This window comes from Marmoricola sp. OAE513 (assembly GCF_040546585.1).
GTDB lineage: Bacteria > Actinomycetota > Actinomycetes > Propionibacteriales > Nocardioidaceae > Marmoricola.
In genome coordinates this window covers 308,964-326,116 of the sequence record NZ_JBEPOC010000001.1, presented here as the reverse complement: position 1 = coordinate 326,116, position 17,153 = coordinate 308,964, and the positions used below count along the sequence as shown (strand labels likewise).

The 17,153-nt window shown below is 70.2% G+C and carries 15 protein-coding genes and 1 pseudogene; 11 read left to right on the top strand and 5 right to left on the bottom strand.

What is annotated here, in order from left to right:
- The first annotated feature begins 47 nt into the window (after window positions 1-47).
- Genes dnaE through ABIE44_RS01550 form a run of 3 tightly spaced genes read left to right on the top strand, consistent with a single transcriptional unit; the run spans window position 48 to window position 6,136 of the window.
- Window positions 48-3,617 carry a DNA polymerase III subunit alpha gene (dnaE, locus tag ABIE44_RS01560; protein ID WP_209713276.1) on the top strand — a complete coding sequence of 1,190 codons (3,570 nt, stop codon included), beginning with the start codon at window positions 48-50 and terminating at the stop codon, window positions 3,615-3,617.
- Window positions 3,614-4,273: a hypothetical protein gene (locus tag ABIE44_RS01555; protein WP_209713278.1), complete on the top strand. Its 660-nt coding sequence runs from the start codon at window positions 3,614-3,616 to the stop codon at window positions 4,271-4,273. The genes dnaE and ABIE44_RS01555 overlap by 4 nt, the downstream gene beginning before the upstream one ends.
- 51 nt (window positions 4,274-4,324) lie before the next feature.
- Window positions 4,325-6,136 carry a DUF3352 domain-containing protein gene (locus tag ABIE44_RS01550; protein WP_209713280.1) on the top strand — a complete coding sequence of 604 codons (1,812 nt, stop codon included), beginning with the start codon at window positions 4,325-4,327 and terminating at the stop codon, window positions 6,134-6,136.
- On the opposite strand, the gene ybaK is transcribed toward ABIE44_RS01550, so the two are convergent.
- On the bottom strand, window positions 6,117-6,611 hold the full coding sequence (gene ybaK, locus ABIE44_RS01545) for a Cys-tRNA(Pro) deacylase (RefSeq protein ID WP_209713282.1): 495 nt from the start codon (window positions 6,609-6,611) through the stop codon (window positions 6,117-6,119). The two genes, ABIE44_RS01550 and ybaK, sit on opposite strands and share 20 nt — an antisense overlap.
- Window positions 6,611-7,285, bottom strand: coding sequence for an LON peptidase substrate-binding domain-containing protein (locus ABIE44_RS01540; RefSeq protein ID WP_209713284.1), 675 nt, complete (start codon window positions 7,283-7,285; stop codon window positions 6,611-6,613). The genes ybaK and ABIE44_RS01540 overlap by 1 nt, the downstream gene beginning before the upstream one ends.
- Window positions 7,286-7,467: 182 nt before the next feature.
- Between ABIE44_RS01540 and hisD the strand changes: the two are divergent.
- From hisD to hisF, 7 genes and pseudogenes are all read left to right on the top strand, one after another.
- A pseudogene (hisD, locus tag ABIE44_RS01535) lies at window positions 7,468-8,803 on the top strand (histidinol dehydrogenase).
- Entirely contained in the window at window positions 8,800-9,909 is a 1,110-nt protein-coding gene (locus ABIE44_RS01530; protein ID WP_209713288.1) for a histidinol-phosphate transaminase, read from the top strand. The pseudogene hisD and the gene ABIE44_RS01530 overlap by 4 nt, the downstream one beginning before the upstream one ends.
- Complete coding sequence (hisB, locus tag ABIE44_RS01525; RefSeq protein WP_209713290.1) at window positions 9,906-10,505, top strand: imidazoleglycerol-phosphate dehydratase HisB; 600 nt, start codon at window positions 9,906-9,908, stop codon at window positions 10,503-10,505. Before ABIE44_RS01530 ends, hisB begins: the two co-directional genes overlap by 4 nt.
- A gap of 2 nt (window positions 10,506-10,507) precedes the next feature.
- On the top strand, window positions 10,508-11,152 hold the full coding sequence (gene hisH, locus ABIE44_RS01520) for an imidazole glycerol phosphate synthase subunit HisH (protein ID WP_209713292.1): 645 nt from the start codon (window positions 10,508-10,510) through the stop codon (window positions 11,150-11,152).
- 7 nt (window positions 11,153-11,159) lie between these two features.
- Window positions 11,160-11,495, top strand: a complete 336-nt coding sequence (locus ABIE44_RS01515) for a hypothetical protein (RefSeq protein WP_209713294.1) — start codon at window positions 11,160-11,162, stop codon at window positions 11,493-11,495.
- Window positions 11,496-11,529: 34 nt separating this feature from the next.
- Window positions 11,530-12,285 (top strand): bifunctional 1-(5-phosphoribosyl)-5-((5-phosphoribosylamino)methylideneamino)imidazole-4-carboxamide isomerase/phosphoribosylanthranilate isomerase PriA, encoded by a 756-nt coding sequence (priA, locus tag ABIE44_RS01510; RefSeq protein WP_209713296.1) that lies wholly within the window; start codon window positions 11,530-11,532, stop codon window positions 12,283-12,285.
- The gene (hisF, locus tag ABIE44_RS01505) at window positions 12,282-13,043 is read left to right on the top strand and encodes an imidazole glycerol phosphate synthase subunit HisF (RefSeq protein ID WP_209713298.1); all 762 of its coding nucleotides are present in this window, start codon (window positions 12,282-12,284) and stop codon (window positions 13,041-13,043) included. Before priA ends, hisF begins: the two co-directional genes overlap by 4 nt.
- Before the next feature lie 63 nt (window positions 13,044-13,106).
- On the opposite strand, the gene ABIE44_RS01500 is transcribed toward hisF, so the two are convergent.
- From ABIE44_RS01500 to ABIE44_RS01490, 3 genes are read right to left on the bottom strand one after another with little or no spacing between them, the layout of a single operon-like run.
- Entirely contained in the window at window positions 13,107-13,922 is an 816-nt protein-coding gene (locus ABIE44_RS01500; protein WP_209713300.1) for a septum formation family protein, read from the bottom strand.
- Window positions 13,919-14,698 carry a septum formation family protein gene (locus ABIE44_RS01495; protein WP_209713302.1) on the bottom strand — a complete coding sequence of 260 codons (780 nt, stop codon included), beginning with the start codon at window positions 14,696-14,698 and terminating at the stop codon, window positions 13,919-13,921. The genes ABIE44_RS01500 and ABIE44_RS01495 overlap by 4 nt, the downstream gene beginning before the upstream one ends.
- 9 nt (window positions 14,699-14,707) lie before the next feature.
- Window positions 14,708-15,223 (bottom strand): flavodoxin family protein, encoded by a 516-nt coding sequence (locus ABIE44_RS01490; protein WP_209713304.1) that lies wholly within the window; start codon window positions 15,221-15,223, stop codon window positions 14,708-14,710.
- Window positions 15,224-15,377: 154 nt separating this feature from the next.
- Here ABIE44_RS01490 and leuA point away from each other — a divergent pair, with 154 nt between their 5' ends.
- Window positions 15,378-17,117, top strand: coding sequence for a 2-isopropylmalate synthase (gene leuA / locus ABIE44_RS01485; RefSeq protein WP_354437756.1), 1,740 nt, complete (start codon window positions 15,378-15,380; stop codon window positions 17,115-17,117).
- Window positions 17,118-17,153: the final 36 nt, after the last annotated feature.

The following is a 17,153-nucleotide window of genomic DNA, read 5'->3' as shown; positions in this document are numbered from 1 at the left end:
GCTTCGGCGTCCCCATCCGCAACCCCTGGGAAGGTGATCCCCGCTCCATGACAACGCAGTCGGCCGGCGCCGCGGACTTCGTCCACCTGCACGTGCACACCGAGTACTCGATGCTCGACGGCGCCTCGCTGCTGGACGGTCTCTTTTCGCGGGTCAACGACCTGGGCATGACGTCGATCGCCATGACCGACCACGGCAACCTGCACGGTGCCTTCGACTTCTACTCCAAGGCCAAGAAGCACGGGGTCAAGCCGATCATCGGCATCGAGGCCTACGTGACGCCCGGGACGCAGCGCTCCGAGCGCCGGCGGGTCCGGTGGGGGCGGGGCGACGCGGCGGAGGAGGGCGGCGACGACGTCGCCGGCGGCGGTGCCTACACCCACATGACCATGTGGTCGGAGTCGACCGAGGGCATGCACAACCTCTTCCGGCTCTCATCCCTGTCGAGCCTGGAGGGCTACTACTTCAAGCCGCGGATGGACAAGGAGATCCTGCAGACCTACAGCAAGGGCCTCATCGTGAGCACCGGCTGTCCCAGCGGCGCGATCCAGACCCGGCTCCGTCTCGGGCAGTGGGACGAGGCCGTCCAGGAGGCCGGCGAGCTCCAGGACATCTTCGGTCGGGACAACGTGTTCCTCGAGCTCATGGACCACGGCATCTCGATCGAGAGGAGGGTCCGCGACGACCTGCTCAAGCTCGGCAAGCAGCTCGGCATCCCCCCGATCGCCACCAACGATTCGCACTACAACAACCCCGAGGACGCCGACGCCCACGACGCCCTGATCTGCGTCGCCTCGGGCAAGCGGCTCTCCGACGCCAACCGCCTCAAGTTCGACGGCGGCGGCTACTACATCAAGTCCGCGGCCGAGATGCGCGCGCTGTGGGCCGACGGGTTCGGCATGCCCGAGGCGTGCGACAACACCCTCGCCATCGCGGAGCGCTGCCAGGTCGAGTTCACCGAGTCCACGGGCGGCTACATGGCCCGGGCGGACGTGCCGGCGGGGGAGACCGAGGACTCGTGGTTCCGCAAGGAGGTCTGGCGCGGCATCGAGGCGCGCTACCCCGGCGAGCGGTTGACCCAGGAGGTCCGCGACCGGGTCGAGATGGAGCTCGCGATCATCTCGCAGAAGGGCTACTGCGGGTACTACCTCGTGGTCGCCGACTTCATCGGCTGGGCGAAGGACAACGGCATCCGGGTCGGCCCCGGCCGTGGTTCCGGTGCCGGTTCGATCGCGGCGTACGCGCTGCGGATCACCGACCTGTGCCCGCTGGAGCACGGGCTGTTCTTCGAGCGGTTCCTCAACCCCGAGCGGCCGTCGATGCCCGACTTCGACATCGACTTCGACGACGTCCGCCGCGGCGAGGTCATCCAGTACGTCAGTGACAAGTACGGCTCCGAGCGGGTCGCCCAGATCGCGACCTTCGGCCGGCTCAAGTCCAAGGCCGCCATCAAGGACGCGGCCCGGGTCCTCGACCACGGGTTCGCGATCGGCGACAAGATCACCAAGGCACTGCCCGCCGACGTGATGGGCAAGGGCGTCGCGCTCAAGGACATCTTCAACCCGGAGCACAAGCGCTACAACGAGGGCGGCGAGTTCCGCACCCTGCACGACCAGGACCACGACGTCCGCACCATCTACAACACCGCGCTCGGCCTCGAGGGCCAGATCCGCAACTGGGGCGTCCACGCCGCCGGCGTCATCATGTCCAGCGAGCCGCTGATCGACATCGTCCCGATCATGGCGCGCCCCCAGGACGGCGCCGTCATCACGCAGTTCGACTACCCGATGTGCGAGTCGCTCGGCCTGGTCAAGATGGACTTCCTCGGGCTCTCCAACCTGCGCACGCTGGAGGACGCGCTCGCCAACATCGAGGCGAACCGCGGCGAGAAGGTCGTGCTCGAGGACCTGCCGTTCGACGACCGGGCGACCTACGAGCTGATGGGCCGCGGCGACACGCTCGGCGTCTTCCAGCTCGACGGTGGCGGCATGCGTGCCCTGCTGCGCTCGATGCAGCCCGACCAGTTCGCCGACATCACGGCCGTCTCCGCGCTCTACCGCCCCGGCCCGATGGGTGCCGACTCGCACAACAAGTACGCACACCGCAAGAACGGTCGCCAACCGATCGAGCCGATCCACCCCGCTCTCGCCGATGCCCTCGAGTCGGTGCTGGGCGAGACCTACGGCCTGATCGTGTACCAGGAGCAGGTGATGGCGATCGCCCAGCAGCTCGCCGGGTTCTCGCTGGGTGCGGCCGACAACATGCGGCGCGCGATGGGCAAGAAGGACGCGGAGAAGCTTGCCAAGGAGTACGACGGCTTCGAGGCCGGGATGCTCGAGCGCGGTTTCCCGCGCGAGGCGATCAAGAAGCTCTGGGAGGTTCTCGTCCCGTTCGCGGACTACGCCTTCAACAAGTCGCACTCGGCGGCGTACGGCGTCATCACCTACTGGACCGCCTACCTCAAGGCGAACTACCCGACCGAGTACATGGCCGCGCTCCTGACGTCCGTGAAGGACACCAAGGACAAGATGGCGATCTACCTCAACGAGTGCCGCCGGATGAAGATCCAGGTGCTCCCACCGGACGTGAACGCCTCCGCCCACGACTTCACCGCGGTCGGCAACGACATCCGCTTCGGCCTCACCGCCGTGCGCAACGTCGGCCACAACGTCGTCGACGGCATCGTGTCCGGGCGTGAGGAGAAGGGCCGGTACGCCGACTTCAACGACTTCCTCGACAAGGTCCCCGCGGTGGTCTGCAACAAGCGGGTGATCGAGTCGCTCGCCAAGGCGGGCGCGTTCGACGACATGAAGCACAAGCGCCGGGCGCTGGTCGCGGTGCACGAGGTCGCGGTCGACCAGTACGCCGACCTCAAGAAGAACGAGGCGATGGGGCAGGACTCCCTGTTCGCCGGGCTCGAGGGCCTCGACGGCGACGACGCCGGTTTCGGCGCCTCGGTGACGGTGCCGGACATGGAGGAGTGGGACAAGACCACGCTGCTGGGGCACGAGCGCGAGATGCTCGGCCTCTACGTGAGCGACCACCCCCTGCTGGGTGTCGAGCACGTCCTGGCTGCGGCCGGCGACTGCACGATCGGACAGCTGCTGCTCGACGAGGAGCGCGCCGACAACTCCACCGTCACCGTCTCCGGCCTCATCACCAGCGTGCAGCGCAAGATGACCAAGCGGGGTGACACCTGGGCAATGGTGACGCTGGAGGACCTCGAGGGTGCCATCGACGTGCTGCTGTTCCCCAGCGCCTACCAGCTCGCGGCGACGCTGCTGACCGAGGACGCCATCGTGACGGTCAAGGGTCGGCTGTCCCGCCAGAAGGACCAGCCCGAGCTGCACGGTCAGGAGGTCACCCTCCCCGACCTGAGCGACGGTCCGAGCGGACCGGTGGTCATCTCGATCCCCTCGACGCGGTGCACCCCGCCGGTCGTCGAGCAGCTCAAGGAGGTGCTCTCGACCCACCCGGGGATGTCGGAGGTACGTTTGAAGCTGATGAGCCGTACTTCGACGAAGGTGTTCCGGATGCCCGACCAGCTCAGGGTGACTCCCACCCCGGCCCTGTTCGCCGACCTCAAGCAGCTGCTCGGCCCGGGCTGCCTGGGATGAGCGACCAGAACCCGCTGACGCCTCCCGGTCCGTCAGCCCCGGTGCCGCCTGCCACGTCGGGCCCGGCGTTCCCGGACTTCCCGTCGGTGACCGAGGCCGAGGCCGCCGAGCAGCGCCGCGAGCTGATCACCGAGCTGGTCACCAGCGCACTGGTCGTCCTGGCCTGGTTCGCTGTCGCCGCGGTGATCGGTGCGCTGATCTGGGTCGAGGTCACCCCGCTCCCGGAGTTCACCCGGATCGCCACCACCGGGACGATGGACGAGGAGCAGCTGGCCAAGCAGTTCTCGACCAACGGCTGGTTCACGGTGATCGCAGCGATCGGTGGGCTCGTCTCGGGCCTGGCGCTCCTGCTGCTGCGTCGGAAGTCGCCGGTCGCGATGGTCGGCATGGTCGCCGTCGGGGGAGCCGTGGCGACCCTGGTGATGCTGCAGCTCGGGCTGGCCTGGGGGCCCGGGGACCCCAACGTCGCGCTCGGCGCCGCGCAGATCGGGGACAAGGTCCCGGTGCAGCTCAAGCCCGACGCAAAGGCCGTCTACTTCGCGTGGTCGATCGCGGCCCTGCTCGGCGCTGCGCTCGCCCTCTGGCTCACCGAGTCGTTCGCGAACCGCCGTGCGGAGCTGGATCAAGCGCCCGGCAGCGCGCCGTACGCCAGGTAAGGTGCCTCGCGTGCGGCCCCCGCACGCTCCCGCCGAAGCTGAGGAACCGCCATGTCTGACGACCAGACTCCCGTCGAGCCCACCGGGTCCACGGAGCCCACGGTGCCCGTCGAGCCCGTCCAGCCCACCGAGCCCACCGTGCCCGTCGAGGGCACCGAACCGACGGCCACGCTGCCGCCGGGTGCAGGGGCAGCCCACCAGGACGAGGCGGTTGCCGTGGCGCCCGAGCCCGCCGCGGGCGGCAAGAAGGGCCGCCGTGGGCTGGTCGTCGGGATCGTCGCCCTCGTGGTCGCCGCGCTGCTCGGCGGCGGCGCCTGGGCCGTCGTGTCCTTCTTCTTCGGTGGCGGCCCGCAGCCGGAGGAGGCCCTGCCGACCTCGACGGTGGCCGTCATCAGTCTCGACCTGGACCCGTCCGGTGGTCAGAAGATCGCGGCGATCAAGGCGATCCGCAAGTTCCCCGCGCTGAAGGACGAGCTCGGGATCAACACCCGCGACGACCTGCGCAAGTTCGTGTTCGAGAAGGCCACCGAGGACGAGGACTGCGGCCTGGACTACGACGACGACATCAAGCCCTGGATCGGGCAGCGGGTCGCGTTCGCCGCGGTCGACCTCGGCGACAAGAACCCGGTCCCGGCCCTGGCTCTGAAGATCGAGGACCAGAAGAAGGCCAAGGCGAACTTCCAGAAGCTCGTCAGCTGTGCGGACCTCGGCGACGACGTCGGTTTCGCCGTCGGCAAGGACTACCTGATCGCCAGCGACTCGATCGCGCACGCCAAGAAGATCCTCGAGGACGGGCAGGAGAAGCCGCTCGCCGACGACAAGACCTACAAGAAGTGGGCCGACGAGGTCGGCGACAAGGGCGTCGTGAACTTCTACGTGAGCCCGAAGGTCATCGACTACGCCTCGGACCTCCTCGACGAGTTCGGCAGCGAGCTGTTCGGCGGCACCACCTCCGGGGAGCTCTCCTCGGACAGCCTGGAGGGCGGGTTCGGTGAGTCCGCAGCGCGCTCCGGTGGCAGCACGGCCGACCCGGACTGCGACACCGACGCCGTCGGTTCGATCAAGGACGGTCTGAAGAACTTCGGTGGCCTGGCCGGCACCGTCCGCTTCGCCGATGGCGGCATGGAGCTCTCGGTGGTCAGCGGTGGCAAGAAGGGGGGCGGTGTGCCGTCCTCCTCGGTCGGCAAGCAGATCCAGGCACTGCCCAAGGACTCCGCACTCGCGTTCGGGTTCGGTGTGCCGAAGGGCTACGCCGACGACTTCGTCACCGGGTTCAAGGCCGGTACGTGCGGCGAGGAGGGCGACCTGCTCGGCGAATTCGAGGACGAGACCGGTCTGAAGATCCCTGAGGACCTCGACACGCTGCTCGGCAAGGCGCTCACCCTGTCGCTCGGCGGTGACGCCCCGGCCGACCTCGCTCAGATCGAGGGTTTCTCCGAGATCCCGGTCGGTCTGGTGGTGCACGGCGACGGCCAGAAGATCAAGGATCTGATCGCCCGTCTCGAGGACACCTTCGGCGCCAGCCTGGCTGACGTGCAGATCGGGGTGAAGAGCTCTGGTGACCGGGTCGTGCTCTCGACGTCGGAGGACTATGCCGACTCGCTGCTGGAGAACGGCTCGTTGGGCGACAGCTCGCGTTTCAAGGACGCCATCCCGGAGGCCGGACGCGCCTCGTCGGTGTTCTACGTCGATTTCAACTCCGAGTGGCGCGACGCCATCATCAGCGCGATCGAGGACTCGGGAGCAGACGCCTCCGAGGTCCGCGACGTGGACGAGAACACCAAGCCGCTGAAGTCACTGGGCATCAGCTCGTGGAACGACGGGGGCGTCGCCCACATCCTCGTCAAGCTCGCGACCGACTGATCGCAGCGGTCGAGGCACTGGTCGCCGTGACCAGGTCCGCGGGTGCGAGCCCGAGGTCCAGGCCACGGCGGCCGCCGCTGACGTAGATCCGCGTCAGCGTCAGCGCCGACTCGTCCAGGACGGTCCGCAGGGTCCGCTTCTGGCCGACGGGCGAGATCCCGCCCACGACGTATCCGGTCACCCGGGTCGCGTGCGCGGGGTCGGCCATGGCTGCCTTCTTCGCGCCGACGGCGACCGCGAGCGCCTTCAGGTCGAGCAGGCCGAGCACCGGGACCACGCCGACGACCAGGACGCCGTCCGCTTCGGCCAGCAGGGTCTTGAACACGGTGGCGGGGTCCAGCCCCAGGGCCTCGGCGGCCTCCAGCCCGTAGGACGTCGCCGCCGGGTCGTGCTCGTAGGTGTGCACCGTGAACCCGATCCCCGCCTTCTGCAGCGCCACCATCGCCGGCGTCCCGCTCGGGGCCTTCTTCGCCATCAGTTGGGGGACCAGCGGGTGCGCGAGACCTCGGTGGCCGGCAGGCTCGGGACGGCGCGCATCGCCCGCATCTCCTCCCGCAACGACCAGCGCAGCATCCGCAGCCGCTCCAGGGCGGTCGGAGCCTCGAGCAGCTCCTGGCGCTCGGTCTGGCTGAGCAGGCAGGTGGCGGCGAGCGAGTACGACAGGTACGTGGGGTCGTGGGGCATCGGCCCGGCCAGAACCGGCCCGCCGCGGAGCTCGGAGAGCTCGTCCCGGTAGGTCTCGAAGGTCAGGAGCGTGCGCGCGGCCTCCTCCTCGGCCTCGGGATCGGTGACCTCTGACGGATCCTCGAGCAGCTCGTACTCGCCGGTGAGGTACTCGCCGCTGCCGTCGACGTCGCTGAGCACCAGCCGCTGACGGCCGGTGACCTCGATGTCGAACCGCCCGTCGTCGTACCGCTCGACCTCGGTCAGCTGCACCAGCGTCCCGGTGCGGTGCATTGACTGCATGCCGTGCTCGCCGACCTCGTAGCCCTCCCTGATCGCGACGACGGCGAAGACCCGGTCCTCGCGGTTCTCGATCGCCAGCAGGTCACGCATCAGGGCGCGGTAGCGGTCCTCGAAGATGTGCAAGGGGGTGACCACGCCGGGGAACAGGACCGCGTTCAGCGGGAACACCGGAATCCTGATCACGTTCGGAGCCTAGCGAGCGCCCGAGCTTGCTCGTGGCCGAGTGGGCGACGAAACGTTGAGGAGTGAAGCGAGGATCACGTTCGGAGCCTAGCGAGCGCCCGAGCTCGCTCGTGGCGCCGTCCCGTGACCGAGCGGTGAAATCCGGTCGGAGTCGTGCGGCGGGCCTCCCTAGAATGGGACGCATGTTGCGCAGGATCGATCTGAGGGGCGCCGCTGCGTCGTCCCCGGACGCAGAGTCGCCGGACTACACGACGTTGGTGCCGCGGGCTGACTTCGACGTCGAGTCCGCGCTGCACGTCGTGCGCCCGATCTGCGACGACGTCCGAGACCGCGGGGTCGAGGCGATCCTGGAGTACTCGGCCAGGTTCGACGGCGTGACCGGCACCGACATCGCGGTTCCTCCCCAGGTCATCACCGCTGCTCTCGAGGCTCTGGACCCCGCCGTGCGCGCCGGGCTCGAGGAGTCGATCCGCCGCCTCCGGGCCACCTGCGAGGCCGAGCTGGAGGCCGACGTGGTCACCGACCTCGGTCCGGGTGCCCGGGTGACCCAGCGGATGATCCCGGTCGACCGCGTCGGTCTCTACGTCCCCGGCGGCGTGGCGCCGCTGGTCTCCAGCGTGGTCATGAACGTCGTCCCGGCCCAGGTCGCCGGCGTCCGCTCGATCGCGTTGACCAGCTCGCCGCAGAAGGACCACGGCGGGCTCCCGCACCCGACCATCCTGGCCGCGTGCGCCCTGCTCGGGATCACCGAGGTGTACGCGGTCGGCGGCGCCCAGGCGATCGCCATGCTGGCCTACGGCGCCGGTCCGTGCCGCAAGGTCGATCTGGTCACCGGTCCCGGCAACATCTACACCGTCTCCGCCAAGCGGCTCCTCAAGGGCGTCGTCGGCATCGACTCCGAGGCGGGTCCGACCGAGATCGCGATCCTGGCCGACGACACCGCCGACGCGGCGTACGTCGCCGCGGACCTGATCAGCCAGGCCGAGCACGACCCGATGGCCGGCTCGGTGCTGGTCACCGACTCGCTGCGCCTGGCCGACGAGGTCGAGGCAGAGCTCGACAAGCAGGTCCCCGCGACCAAGCACGTCGAGCGGATCCGCACCGCACTGACGGGCGAGCAGTCCGGCATCGTCCTGGTGGACGACGTCGACCAGGGGCTCGACGTCGTCAACGCCTACGCCGCCGAGCACCTCGAGATCCACACCGCGGATGCTGCCGCGGTGGCTGCCCGGGTGCGCAACGCCGGCGCGGTGTTCGTCGGCGCGTACGCGCCGGTCTCGCTCGGTGACTACTGCGCCGGGTCCAACCACGTCCTGCCGACGGCCGGGGTGCGCGTGCCACTCCTCGGGTCTCTCGGTCAGGGCCTTCGTGCGCGCCGTGCACGTCATCGAGTACTCGGCCGAGGCCCTCGCCGAGGTGGGCGGCCACGTGATGACACTGGCCGACGCCGAGGACCTCCCCGGCCACGGCACCGCGGTGCGGGTGCGGCTGGACGACATCGAGGGCAGTCAGCCGTGACCTTCCCGCCCCTGCGCGAGGAGCTCCGGGGCGTCGAGCCGTACGGCGCGCCGCAGCTCGACGTGCCCGTGCAGCTCAACGTCAACGAGAACCCCTACGGCCCCTCGGCCGAGACCGTGGCGGACATTGCCGCCGCGGTGGCCGCTGCTGCGACGACGCTGAACCGCTACCCCGACCGGGAGTTCACCGAGCTCCGCGAGGGGCTGGCGGCCTACCTGAACGGTTCGGGCGGCTCCGGGCTCTCGGCGGACCAGATCTGGGCGGCCAACGGTTCGAACGAGATCATGCTGCAGGTGCTCCAGGCGTTCGGCGGGCCTGGTCGGACGGCCGTCTCGTTCGCGCCGACGTACTCGATGTACCCGGAGTACGCGCGTGACACGAGCACGACCTGGGTCGCGGGTCGCCGTCACGAGGACTTCTCCTTCGACCTCGACCACGCCGCCGCCCTGATCGCCGAGCACGCCCCGGCCGTGGTGCTGCTGCCGTCCCCGAACAACCCCACCGGGACGGCGCTGCCGCACGAGGTGATCGGGAAGCTGTGCGACCTGCTGCCCGGAGGCATCGTCGTCATCGACGAGGCGTACGGCGAGTTCCGGCGCGAGGGCGTCCCCTCCGCGCTCGAGCTGCTGCCGTCGTACCGGAACCTGGTGGTCACCCGCACGATGAGCAAGGCGTTCGCCCTGGCCGGCGCGCGCCTCGGCTACCTCGCGGCCGCGCCGGAGATCTGCGACGCGCTGCGTGTGGTCCGGCTGCCCTACCACCTCTCCGCGGTGACCCAGGCGACGGCGAACGCGGCCCTGCGGCACGCCGACGAGCTGCTGGCCAAGGTGGCCGAGCTGCGCGCCGAGCGGGACAGCACGGTGGAGTGGCTGCGGGCACAGGGGCACGCGGTCGCGGACTCCGATGCGAACTTCTGCCTGTTCGGGCTCTTCGAGGACCGGCATGCGGTGTGGCAGGGCCTGCTCGATCGGGGAGTGCTCATACGGGAGACTGGTCCCGACGGATGGCTGCGGGTCTCGATCGGTACCGCTGCCGAGATGATGGCGTTCAAGGACGCCCTCACCGAGACTTTGACAGTGATGCGGAAAGAGACGGAACTGACATGAGCCGCAAGGTGCGCCTGGAGCGCGAGACCAAGGAGTCGAAGGTCCTCGTCGAGCTAGACCTCGACGGGAGCGGCCGGACCGACATCTCGACCGGGGTCGGTTTCTACGACCACATGCTCACCGCGTTCGGGCGGCACGCGCTGTTCGACCTCACCGTGCAGACCGAGGGTGACACCCACATCGACGCCCACCACACCGTCGAGGACACCGCGATCGTGCTCGGCGACGCCCTCAAGCAGGCGCTCGGCGACAAGTCCGGAATCCGTCGCTTCGGGGACTCCCTGGTGCCCCTCGACGAGGCCTTGGTCCAGTGCGCCGTCGACGTCTCCGGGCGCCCGTACTGCGTGCACACCGGCGAGCCCGAGGGGCAGCAGTTCGTGCTCATCGGCGACGCCTACCTCGGGTCGCTGACCCGGCACGTCTTCGAGACGCTCGCGCACCACGCGAGCCTCGGCCTGCACGTGCGGGTGCTCGGCGGTCGCGACCCGCACCACATCGTCGAGACGCAGTTCAAGGCCGTCGCCCGGGCGCTGCGCGACGCGGTCGCCTTCGACCCGCGCGAGACCGGCGTGCCGTCCACCAAGGGAACCCTCTGACCGTGGCCCCTCACGTCGTTGTCCTGGACTACGGATCAGGCAACCTCCGCTCCGCCGTGCGCGCTCTCGAGCGCGCGGGTGCCGAGGTCACGCTCACCTCGGACAAGCAGGCCGCGCTGGACGCCGACGGACTCGTCGTGCCCGGCGTCGGTGCGTACGCCGCGTGCATGGAGGGCCTCCGCGGGGTCAAGGGCCCGGAGATCATCGGGCGCCGCCTCTCAGGCGGCCGTCCGGTGCTGGGCATCTGCGTGGGTATGCAGGTGCTCTTCGAGATCGGCGTCGAGCACGGCGTGACGTCCGAGGGCTGCGGCGAGTGGCCGGGGACCGTCGAGCAGCTGCAGGCTCCGGTCGTCCCGCACATGGGCTGGAACACGGTCGAGGTGCCCGAGGGCACCGTGCTGTTCGAGGGCGTCACCGGGGAGAGGTTCTACTTCGTGCACTCCTACGGGGTGCGCGACTGGTCGCTGGTGACCAACGACCGCACCCGGGCGCCCCTGGTGACCTGGTCCGAGCACGGCGGCGACCGGTTCGTCGCGGCTGTCGAGAACGGCGCGCTGTGCGCGACCCAGTTCCACCCCGAGAAGTCCGGCGACGCCGGCGCCCGGCTGCTCGCCAACTGGGTGGGCTCGCTGCGGACAGCATCGTGAGTCCGCTGTGAGCAAGGAGCGGGCCCGGCGGCGCGAGGTCCGCGAGGCCGAGGCCGCCGCCCGGGCGGAGGCCCGCGCTGTCGCGGAGGCGAAGGTCGCACGCAAGCGTGCCCGCAAGGCCGCCTGGCAGCGACGGCTCGGCCCGTTCTCCCCGCGCGGGGAGACCGGCAAGCAGACGGGTGCACTCGCGAACAAGCGCCGTACCCGGCTGCGCGTCATCCTGATGCTGCTGCTCGCGGTCCAGGTCTTCACCTGGTTCGCGCGCCCTGACTGGCAGGCCCGGCTGGCAGCTTTCGTGATCGCTGTCTTCGCCTTCCCGGTGCTGGCCGTGTTCGCCCTCTGATGTGATCGACCCACCCACCCGACTGGAGCACCCCGTGAACAAGTCCTCGACCCCCCACCTCGAGCTGCTGCCCGCCGTCGACATCGCCGACGGCCAGGCCGTCCAGCTGGTGCAGGGCGTCGCCGGCTCGGAGAAGCGCTTCGGTGACCCGATCGAGGCGGCTCTGCGCTGGCAGGAGGCTGGCGCGGAGTGGCTGCACCTGGTCGACCTCGACGCCGCCTTCGGGCGGGGCAACAACCGCGAGCTGCAGGCCGAGATCGTCGGCCGGCTGGACATCATGGTGGAGATGAGCGGCGGCATCCGCGACGACGAGTCGCTGGAGGCGGCGATGGCGACCGGCTGCCGCCGGGTCAACATCGGCACGGCCGCGCTCGAGCAGCCGGAGTGGTGCGCCAAGGCGATCGCGTCGCACGGCGACCGGGTCGCCATCGGCCTCGACGTCCGCGGCACCACTCTGGCGGCCCGTGGCTGGACGCGGGACGGAGGAGACCTCTACGAGGTGCTGACCCGGCTGGACTCCGAGGGCTGCGCCCGGTACGTCGTCACCGACGTGAACAAGGACGGCATGCTGCAGGGGCCCAACCTGCAGCTGCTCAAGGACGTCAGCGCCGTCACCGACCGGCCGCTGGTCGCCTCGGGCGGGGTGACCGAGCTGCACGACCTCGAGGCGCTGATGGACCTGGTCCCGATCGGCGTCGAGGGCGCCATCATCGGCACCGCGCTGTACGAGGGCCGCTTCACGCTGGAGGACGCGCTGCGCCTCACCTGGCCGGAGCGGTTCGGCTCGTGAGCCTGGCGGTGCGCGTGATCCCGTGCCTGGACGTCGACGGCGGCCGGGTGGTCAAGGGCATCAACTTCCAGGAGCTCCGCGACGCCGGGGACCCCGTCGAGCTGGCCAAGGTGTACGACGCCGAGGGCGCCGACGAGCTCACGTTCCTCGACATCTCGGCCTCGCACGAGGGCCGGGCGACCACGATGGAGATCGTCTCCCGCACGGCCGAGCAGGTGTTCATCCCGCTGACCGTCGGCGGCGGTGTGAGCAGCGTGGAGGACGTCGACCGGCTGCTGCGTGCGGGTGCGGACAAGGTCGCGATGAACACCGCCGCGCTGCGTCGCCCCGAGCTGGTCGCCGAGGTCGCCGACCGCTTCGGCAACCAGGTCCTGGTGCTCTCGGTCGACGCCCGCCGGGCGGCGGGCACGGACTCCGGGTTCGAGGTGACCACGCACGGCGGCCGGCAGTCGGCCGGCAAGGACGCCGTCGCGTGGGCCGTCGAGGCCGCCGCACTCGGCGCGGGCGAGATCCTGCTCAACGCGATGGACGCCGACGGCACCCAGGACGGCTTCGACCTCGAGCTGCTGCGGCTGGTCCGGGCCGCGGTGAACATCCCGGTGATCGCCAGCGGTGGCGCCGGTGCGCTCGAGCACTTCGCGCCGGCGGTCGAGGCCGGCGCCGACGCGGTGCTCGCGGCCACGGTGTTCCACTTCGGGACGCTGCGGATCGGCGACGTGAAGGACACCCTGCGCGAAGCAGGACACCCGGTTCGGTAGCACGCCGGCTGGTTGAGGTGCGGCCGCGCTGGCGGGCGCCTCGAAACCTGGTGAACCCGGCGCTCAGTCGGGCGTCCAGCACAATCCGTACCGCTGCCCGTTGCTCCACTGGGCTCGGGTCGGCCACTCGAAGCTCCAGCGCAGCTTGGTCAGGTTCGTCTCGCGACGCGCGTCGATGTCGCGGCACGCGGAGTCCGCCGCCTTCCCGGCGGCCTTGCCGAGATAGACCGCACCGGCCGGCAGGTTGATCGAGGCCCGGGCGCGCCAGGAGTGCTTGGCCGCGCACGAGACACGGGTGAAGTCAGGTGAGCCCGGAGCGGCGGTCCCGCAGGTGCCGTACCGGTTCAACGCGGAGGCGCTGGCGAGCAGCCCCTTCGTCCTCGCCGGGAGACGGGCGAACGTGGTCGCCCCGTCCGCGATCACCAGGTCGCAGCGGAACCAGCGAGCACCGGTGTCGAACTGCTTCAACGTGGGGGAGAACCACACGGCCTGGACCCGGCTCAACCGTCGGGTCTCCGCGCTGCCCCCGACGTGCGCGTCGACCTTCGCGCGGCACCGGTTCGCCACCTGGCGCTGCAGCCGGGTCGAGTCGATGGCAAGCAGGTGCCCGTCTGCCACCGGGTCCAACGTGCCGACCGACACCGTCACCGACGTGTGCCGTCCCGAGCACGGCACCGCCGGTGCGCTGCTGCTGAGCTCGAGAGCGGCAGCGACGTCGATGTCGTAGCAGGCGCCGACGTCGGGTGCGGCCGCGGGCACCACGGCAGCGGGCGCCTCGGGGTCCGAGCGCTTCTCGTCCGACCCGCCGCCGCACCCTGCGAGCAGGAGCCCGGCAGCGATCAGCGCCGCGAGCCCGCTTCGCCTGCGTGTGCCGCTCACTTGGTCGTCCTCGCCCAGCAGACGGCGCGGCGGTTGCCGCCGTCCCAGTGGTCCTCGCGGAACCACGAGTAGCCGAACTCGAAGTCCGGCGGATAGCCGAGCCAACCGCGCACCGAGTCCTTGCAGTAGTCGCGGCTGCGCACCTCGGCCAGACGGTCGCCCGGGTAGGCGTCGTCGGGCTGGCCGATCTTGACCGTGGTCACCGCACGCCAGGTGTGCGGCTCCGTGCACGCCACCTTCGTACCGGTGCTGACGCTCTCCCCGTCGGCGCACGTGAACCAGGCGTCGGGCAGGTCGGTGCCGAACATGCCCTCGGCCTCTTCCGGCAGCGGCCGCAGCGACGTCGCGTCCTGGGGTCCTCCGACGACGTCGCAGCGGAACCATCGCGCCCCCTTGTCCCAACCACGCTCGGAGGGGCGGAACCAGGCCCAGCTGAGCCGGGAGCGCATCACCATCGACTCGTCGGCGCCGAGGTAGGAGCCGAACGCCTTCGTGCAGGCGGCGTAGACGTACCCCGCGTGTCCCTTGTCGTCGTACGCGGTTCCGGTGCTCCTCGGGAGCTCGCCGACGAGGAAGGTCTGCGCCGTGTGCTCCTTCGCGCAGGCGACCGGCTTCCCGTCGTTGCTGGCCCTGGTCAGGTCGCGTGCGCTGAGGTCACGACAGGCACCGACCCGGGGCGGGGTCTTCGAGTCGGACGCGGTCTGGGCTGCGTCGCTGCCGCACCCGACCAGGGGCAGCAGGCACAGCGCCAGGGCGCCGATGACGACGGCTCGCACGGTCCCTCCTCAGCCGGCCGACAGGGCCGCGATCGTACCGCCCAGGACGTACGCCGCCTCGAGGTCGTCGGCACCGGGATCGCCGAGCACCTCCAGCGTCGTGTAACCCTGCTTCCAGCCGAGCGCCCCCGTGATCGCCAGTACCGAGCGGACGGCACCGGTGACGTCGTACCGGCCGTGCACGTAGAGACCGAACGGCCGCCCAGCTGTCGAACCGGCCGTCGACCCCGCCGCGTCGCCGGCAGCACCGCTGTCGTCCAGGGCTCCGCCGACCGCCAGGAAGGTCGAGTCGAACATGTGCTTGAGGGCGCCGGACATGTAGCCGAAGTTCGCGCTGGTCCCGAGCACGTAGCCGGACGCCGCCAGGAGGTCGTCCGCGGTCACCTCGAGGGCGTTCCGGACGACGACCTCGACCCCCGTGACCTCCGGGTCCTGCGCACCCGCGACCACGCGGTCCCGCAGCGCCGTGAGCGTCGGCGTCGGCGAGTGGTGGACGACCAGGAGGTGGGGCGTGCTCGGGGGCATGAGCGCCAGTCTGCCCGAGACGCTATGCTGAGCAGGTCATGTTGATGCGCCAGCTCCTTCTTCGCTGCCGCAGCGAGGTCTGAAGAACGTCGGACCCCCTCGCTGCGGAGGCTTCGCGTACGCCGGCACCCACCTCACAGCGAGAGATTGATCCATGACTGAGAACAACCCGGCGATCCACCTGAGCCGCACCGTCAACACGCAGCAGCCGAGCGGCATGCCGGTGCACCGGTACGCCGCCTTCGAGCCCGTCACCGTCCCCGACCGCACCTGGCCGGACACTAAGATCACGCACGCCCCGCGGTGGCTCTCCACCGACCTGCGCGACGGGAACCAGGCGCTGATCGACCCGATGAGCCCCGAGCGCAAGCTGCGGATGTTCGACCTGCTGGTGAAGCTGGGCTACAAGGAGATCGAGATCGGGTTCCCGGCGGCGAGCCAGACCGACTTCGACTTCGTGCGCCAGATCATCGAGGGCGACAAGATCCCTGACGACGTCCGTGTCTCGGTGCTGACCCAGGCCCGCGAGGACCTGATCGAGCGGACGGTGTCGTCGCTGGTCGGTGCGCCGAACGCGACGGTCCACCTCTACAACGCGACCGCCCCACTGTTCCAGCGCGTGGTGTTCGGGGTGAGCCCGGCCGAGTGCATCGGGATCGCCACGCGCGGCACCGAGTGGGTGATGAAGTACGCCGAGCAGCTGCTGGAGGGCACCGACTTCGGCTACCAGTACAGCCCGGAGATCTTCACCCAGACGCCGACCGACTTCGCGCTCGAGGTCTGCGAAGCCGTCTCGGACGTCTGGCAGCCCGAGGCCGGTCGCGAGATCATCCTCAACCTGCCGGCCACGGTCGAGATGTCCACCCCGAACACGTACGCCGACCAGATCGAGTACTTCGGCCGCAACCTGACTCGTCGCGAGCACTCGGCGATCAGCCTGCACCCGCACAACGACCGTGGCACGGCGGTCGCGGCGACCGAGCTGGCCCTGATGGCCGGCGCCGACCGCGTGGAGGGCTGCCTGTTCGGGCACGGCGAGCGCACCGGCAACGTCGACCTGGTCACCTTGGCGATGAACCTGTTCAGCCAGGGCATCGACCCGCAGGTGGACTTCAGCGACATCGACGAGGTCCGTCGTACGGTCGAGTACTGCACCCAGCTGCCGGTGCACCCGCGGCACCCGTGGGCCGGCGACCTGGTGTACACGGCGTTCTCCGGCTCCCACCAGGACGCGATCAAGAAGGGTCTCGAGGACCTGGAGAAGATCGCTGCGGAGAAGGGCATCCCCGTGGCCGACGTGCCGTGGGAGGCGCCGTACCTGCCGATCGACCCCAAGGACGTCGGCCGCACCTACGAGGCCGTGATCAGGGTCAACAGCCAGTCCGGCAAGGGCGGCGTCGCGTACCTGCTCAAGTCGGAGCACAAGCTGGACCTGCCGCGCCGGCTGCAGATCGAGTTCAGCCGCGTGGTGCAGGCGCTCACCGACGGCGAGGGCGGCGAGATGACCGCCGAGGCCATCTGGGCCACCTTCCAGGGCGAGTACCTGACCCGCGAGAACCCGCTGCGCCTGGACTCGGTGCACTCGTCCTCGGCGGCGGGGGAGAAGGACCAGCTCGTCGTCGGCGTCGTGGTCGAGGGCGAGCCGATGGAGCTGAAGGGTTCCGGCAACGGCCCGATCGCCTCGTTCGTGGAGGCGATCAACGCTCTTCCGCAGGAGTGGGACGTCCGGGTCCTCGACTACACCGAGCACGCGTTGTCCGAGGGCGGCGACGCGATCGCCGCGGCGTACGTCGAGTGCGCCGTGCGCGGTCAGATCCTCTGGGGCGTCGGCCTGGACGCCAACATCGTGACCGCCTCGCTCAAGGCTGTCGTCTCCGCGATCAACCGCGCCTGAGCGCGGCTCGTGTGCCTCAGCGCGTCACCTGCGACG

Bases quoted from the DNA above. Each gene is read 5' to 3' on its own strand.
- dnaE (WP_209713276.1), top strand. From the start codon at position 48: ATGACAACGCAGTCGGCCGGCGCCGCGGACTTCGTCCACCTGCACGTG.
- leuA (WP_354437756.1), top strand. From the start codon at position 15,378: ATGACTGAGAACAACCCGGCGATCCACCTGAGCCGCACCGTCAACACG.
- ABIE44_RS01555 (WP_209713278.1), top strand. From the start codon at position 3,614: ATGAGCGACCAGAACCCGCTGACGCCTCCCGGTCCGTCAGCCCCGGTG.
- ABIE44_RS01490 (WP_209713304.1), bottom strand. From the start codon at position 15,223: ATGCCCCCGAGCACGCCCCACCTCCTGGTCGTCCACCACTCGCCGACG.
- ybaK (WP_209713282.1), bottom strand. From the start codon at position 6,611: ATGGCGAAGAAGGCCCCGAGCGGGACGCCGGCGATGGTGGCGCTGCAG.
- ABIE44_RS01550 (WP_209713280.1), top strand. From the start codon at position 4,325: ATGTCTGACGACCAGACTCCCGTCGAGCCCACCGGGTCCACGGAGCCC.
- hisB (WP_209713290.1), top strand. From the start codon at position 9,906: ATGAGCCGCAAGGTGCGCCTGGAGCGCGAGACCAAGGAGTCGAAGGTC.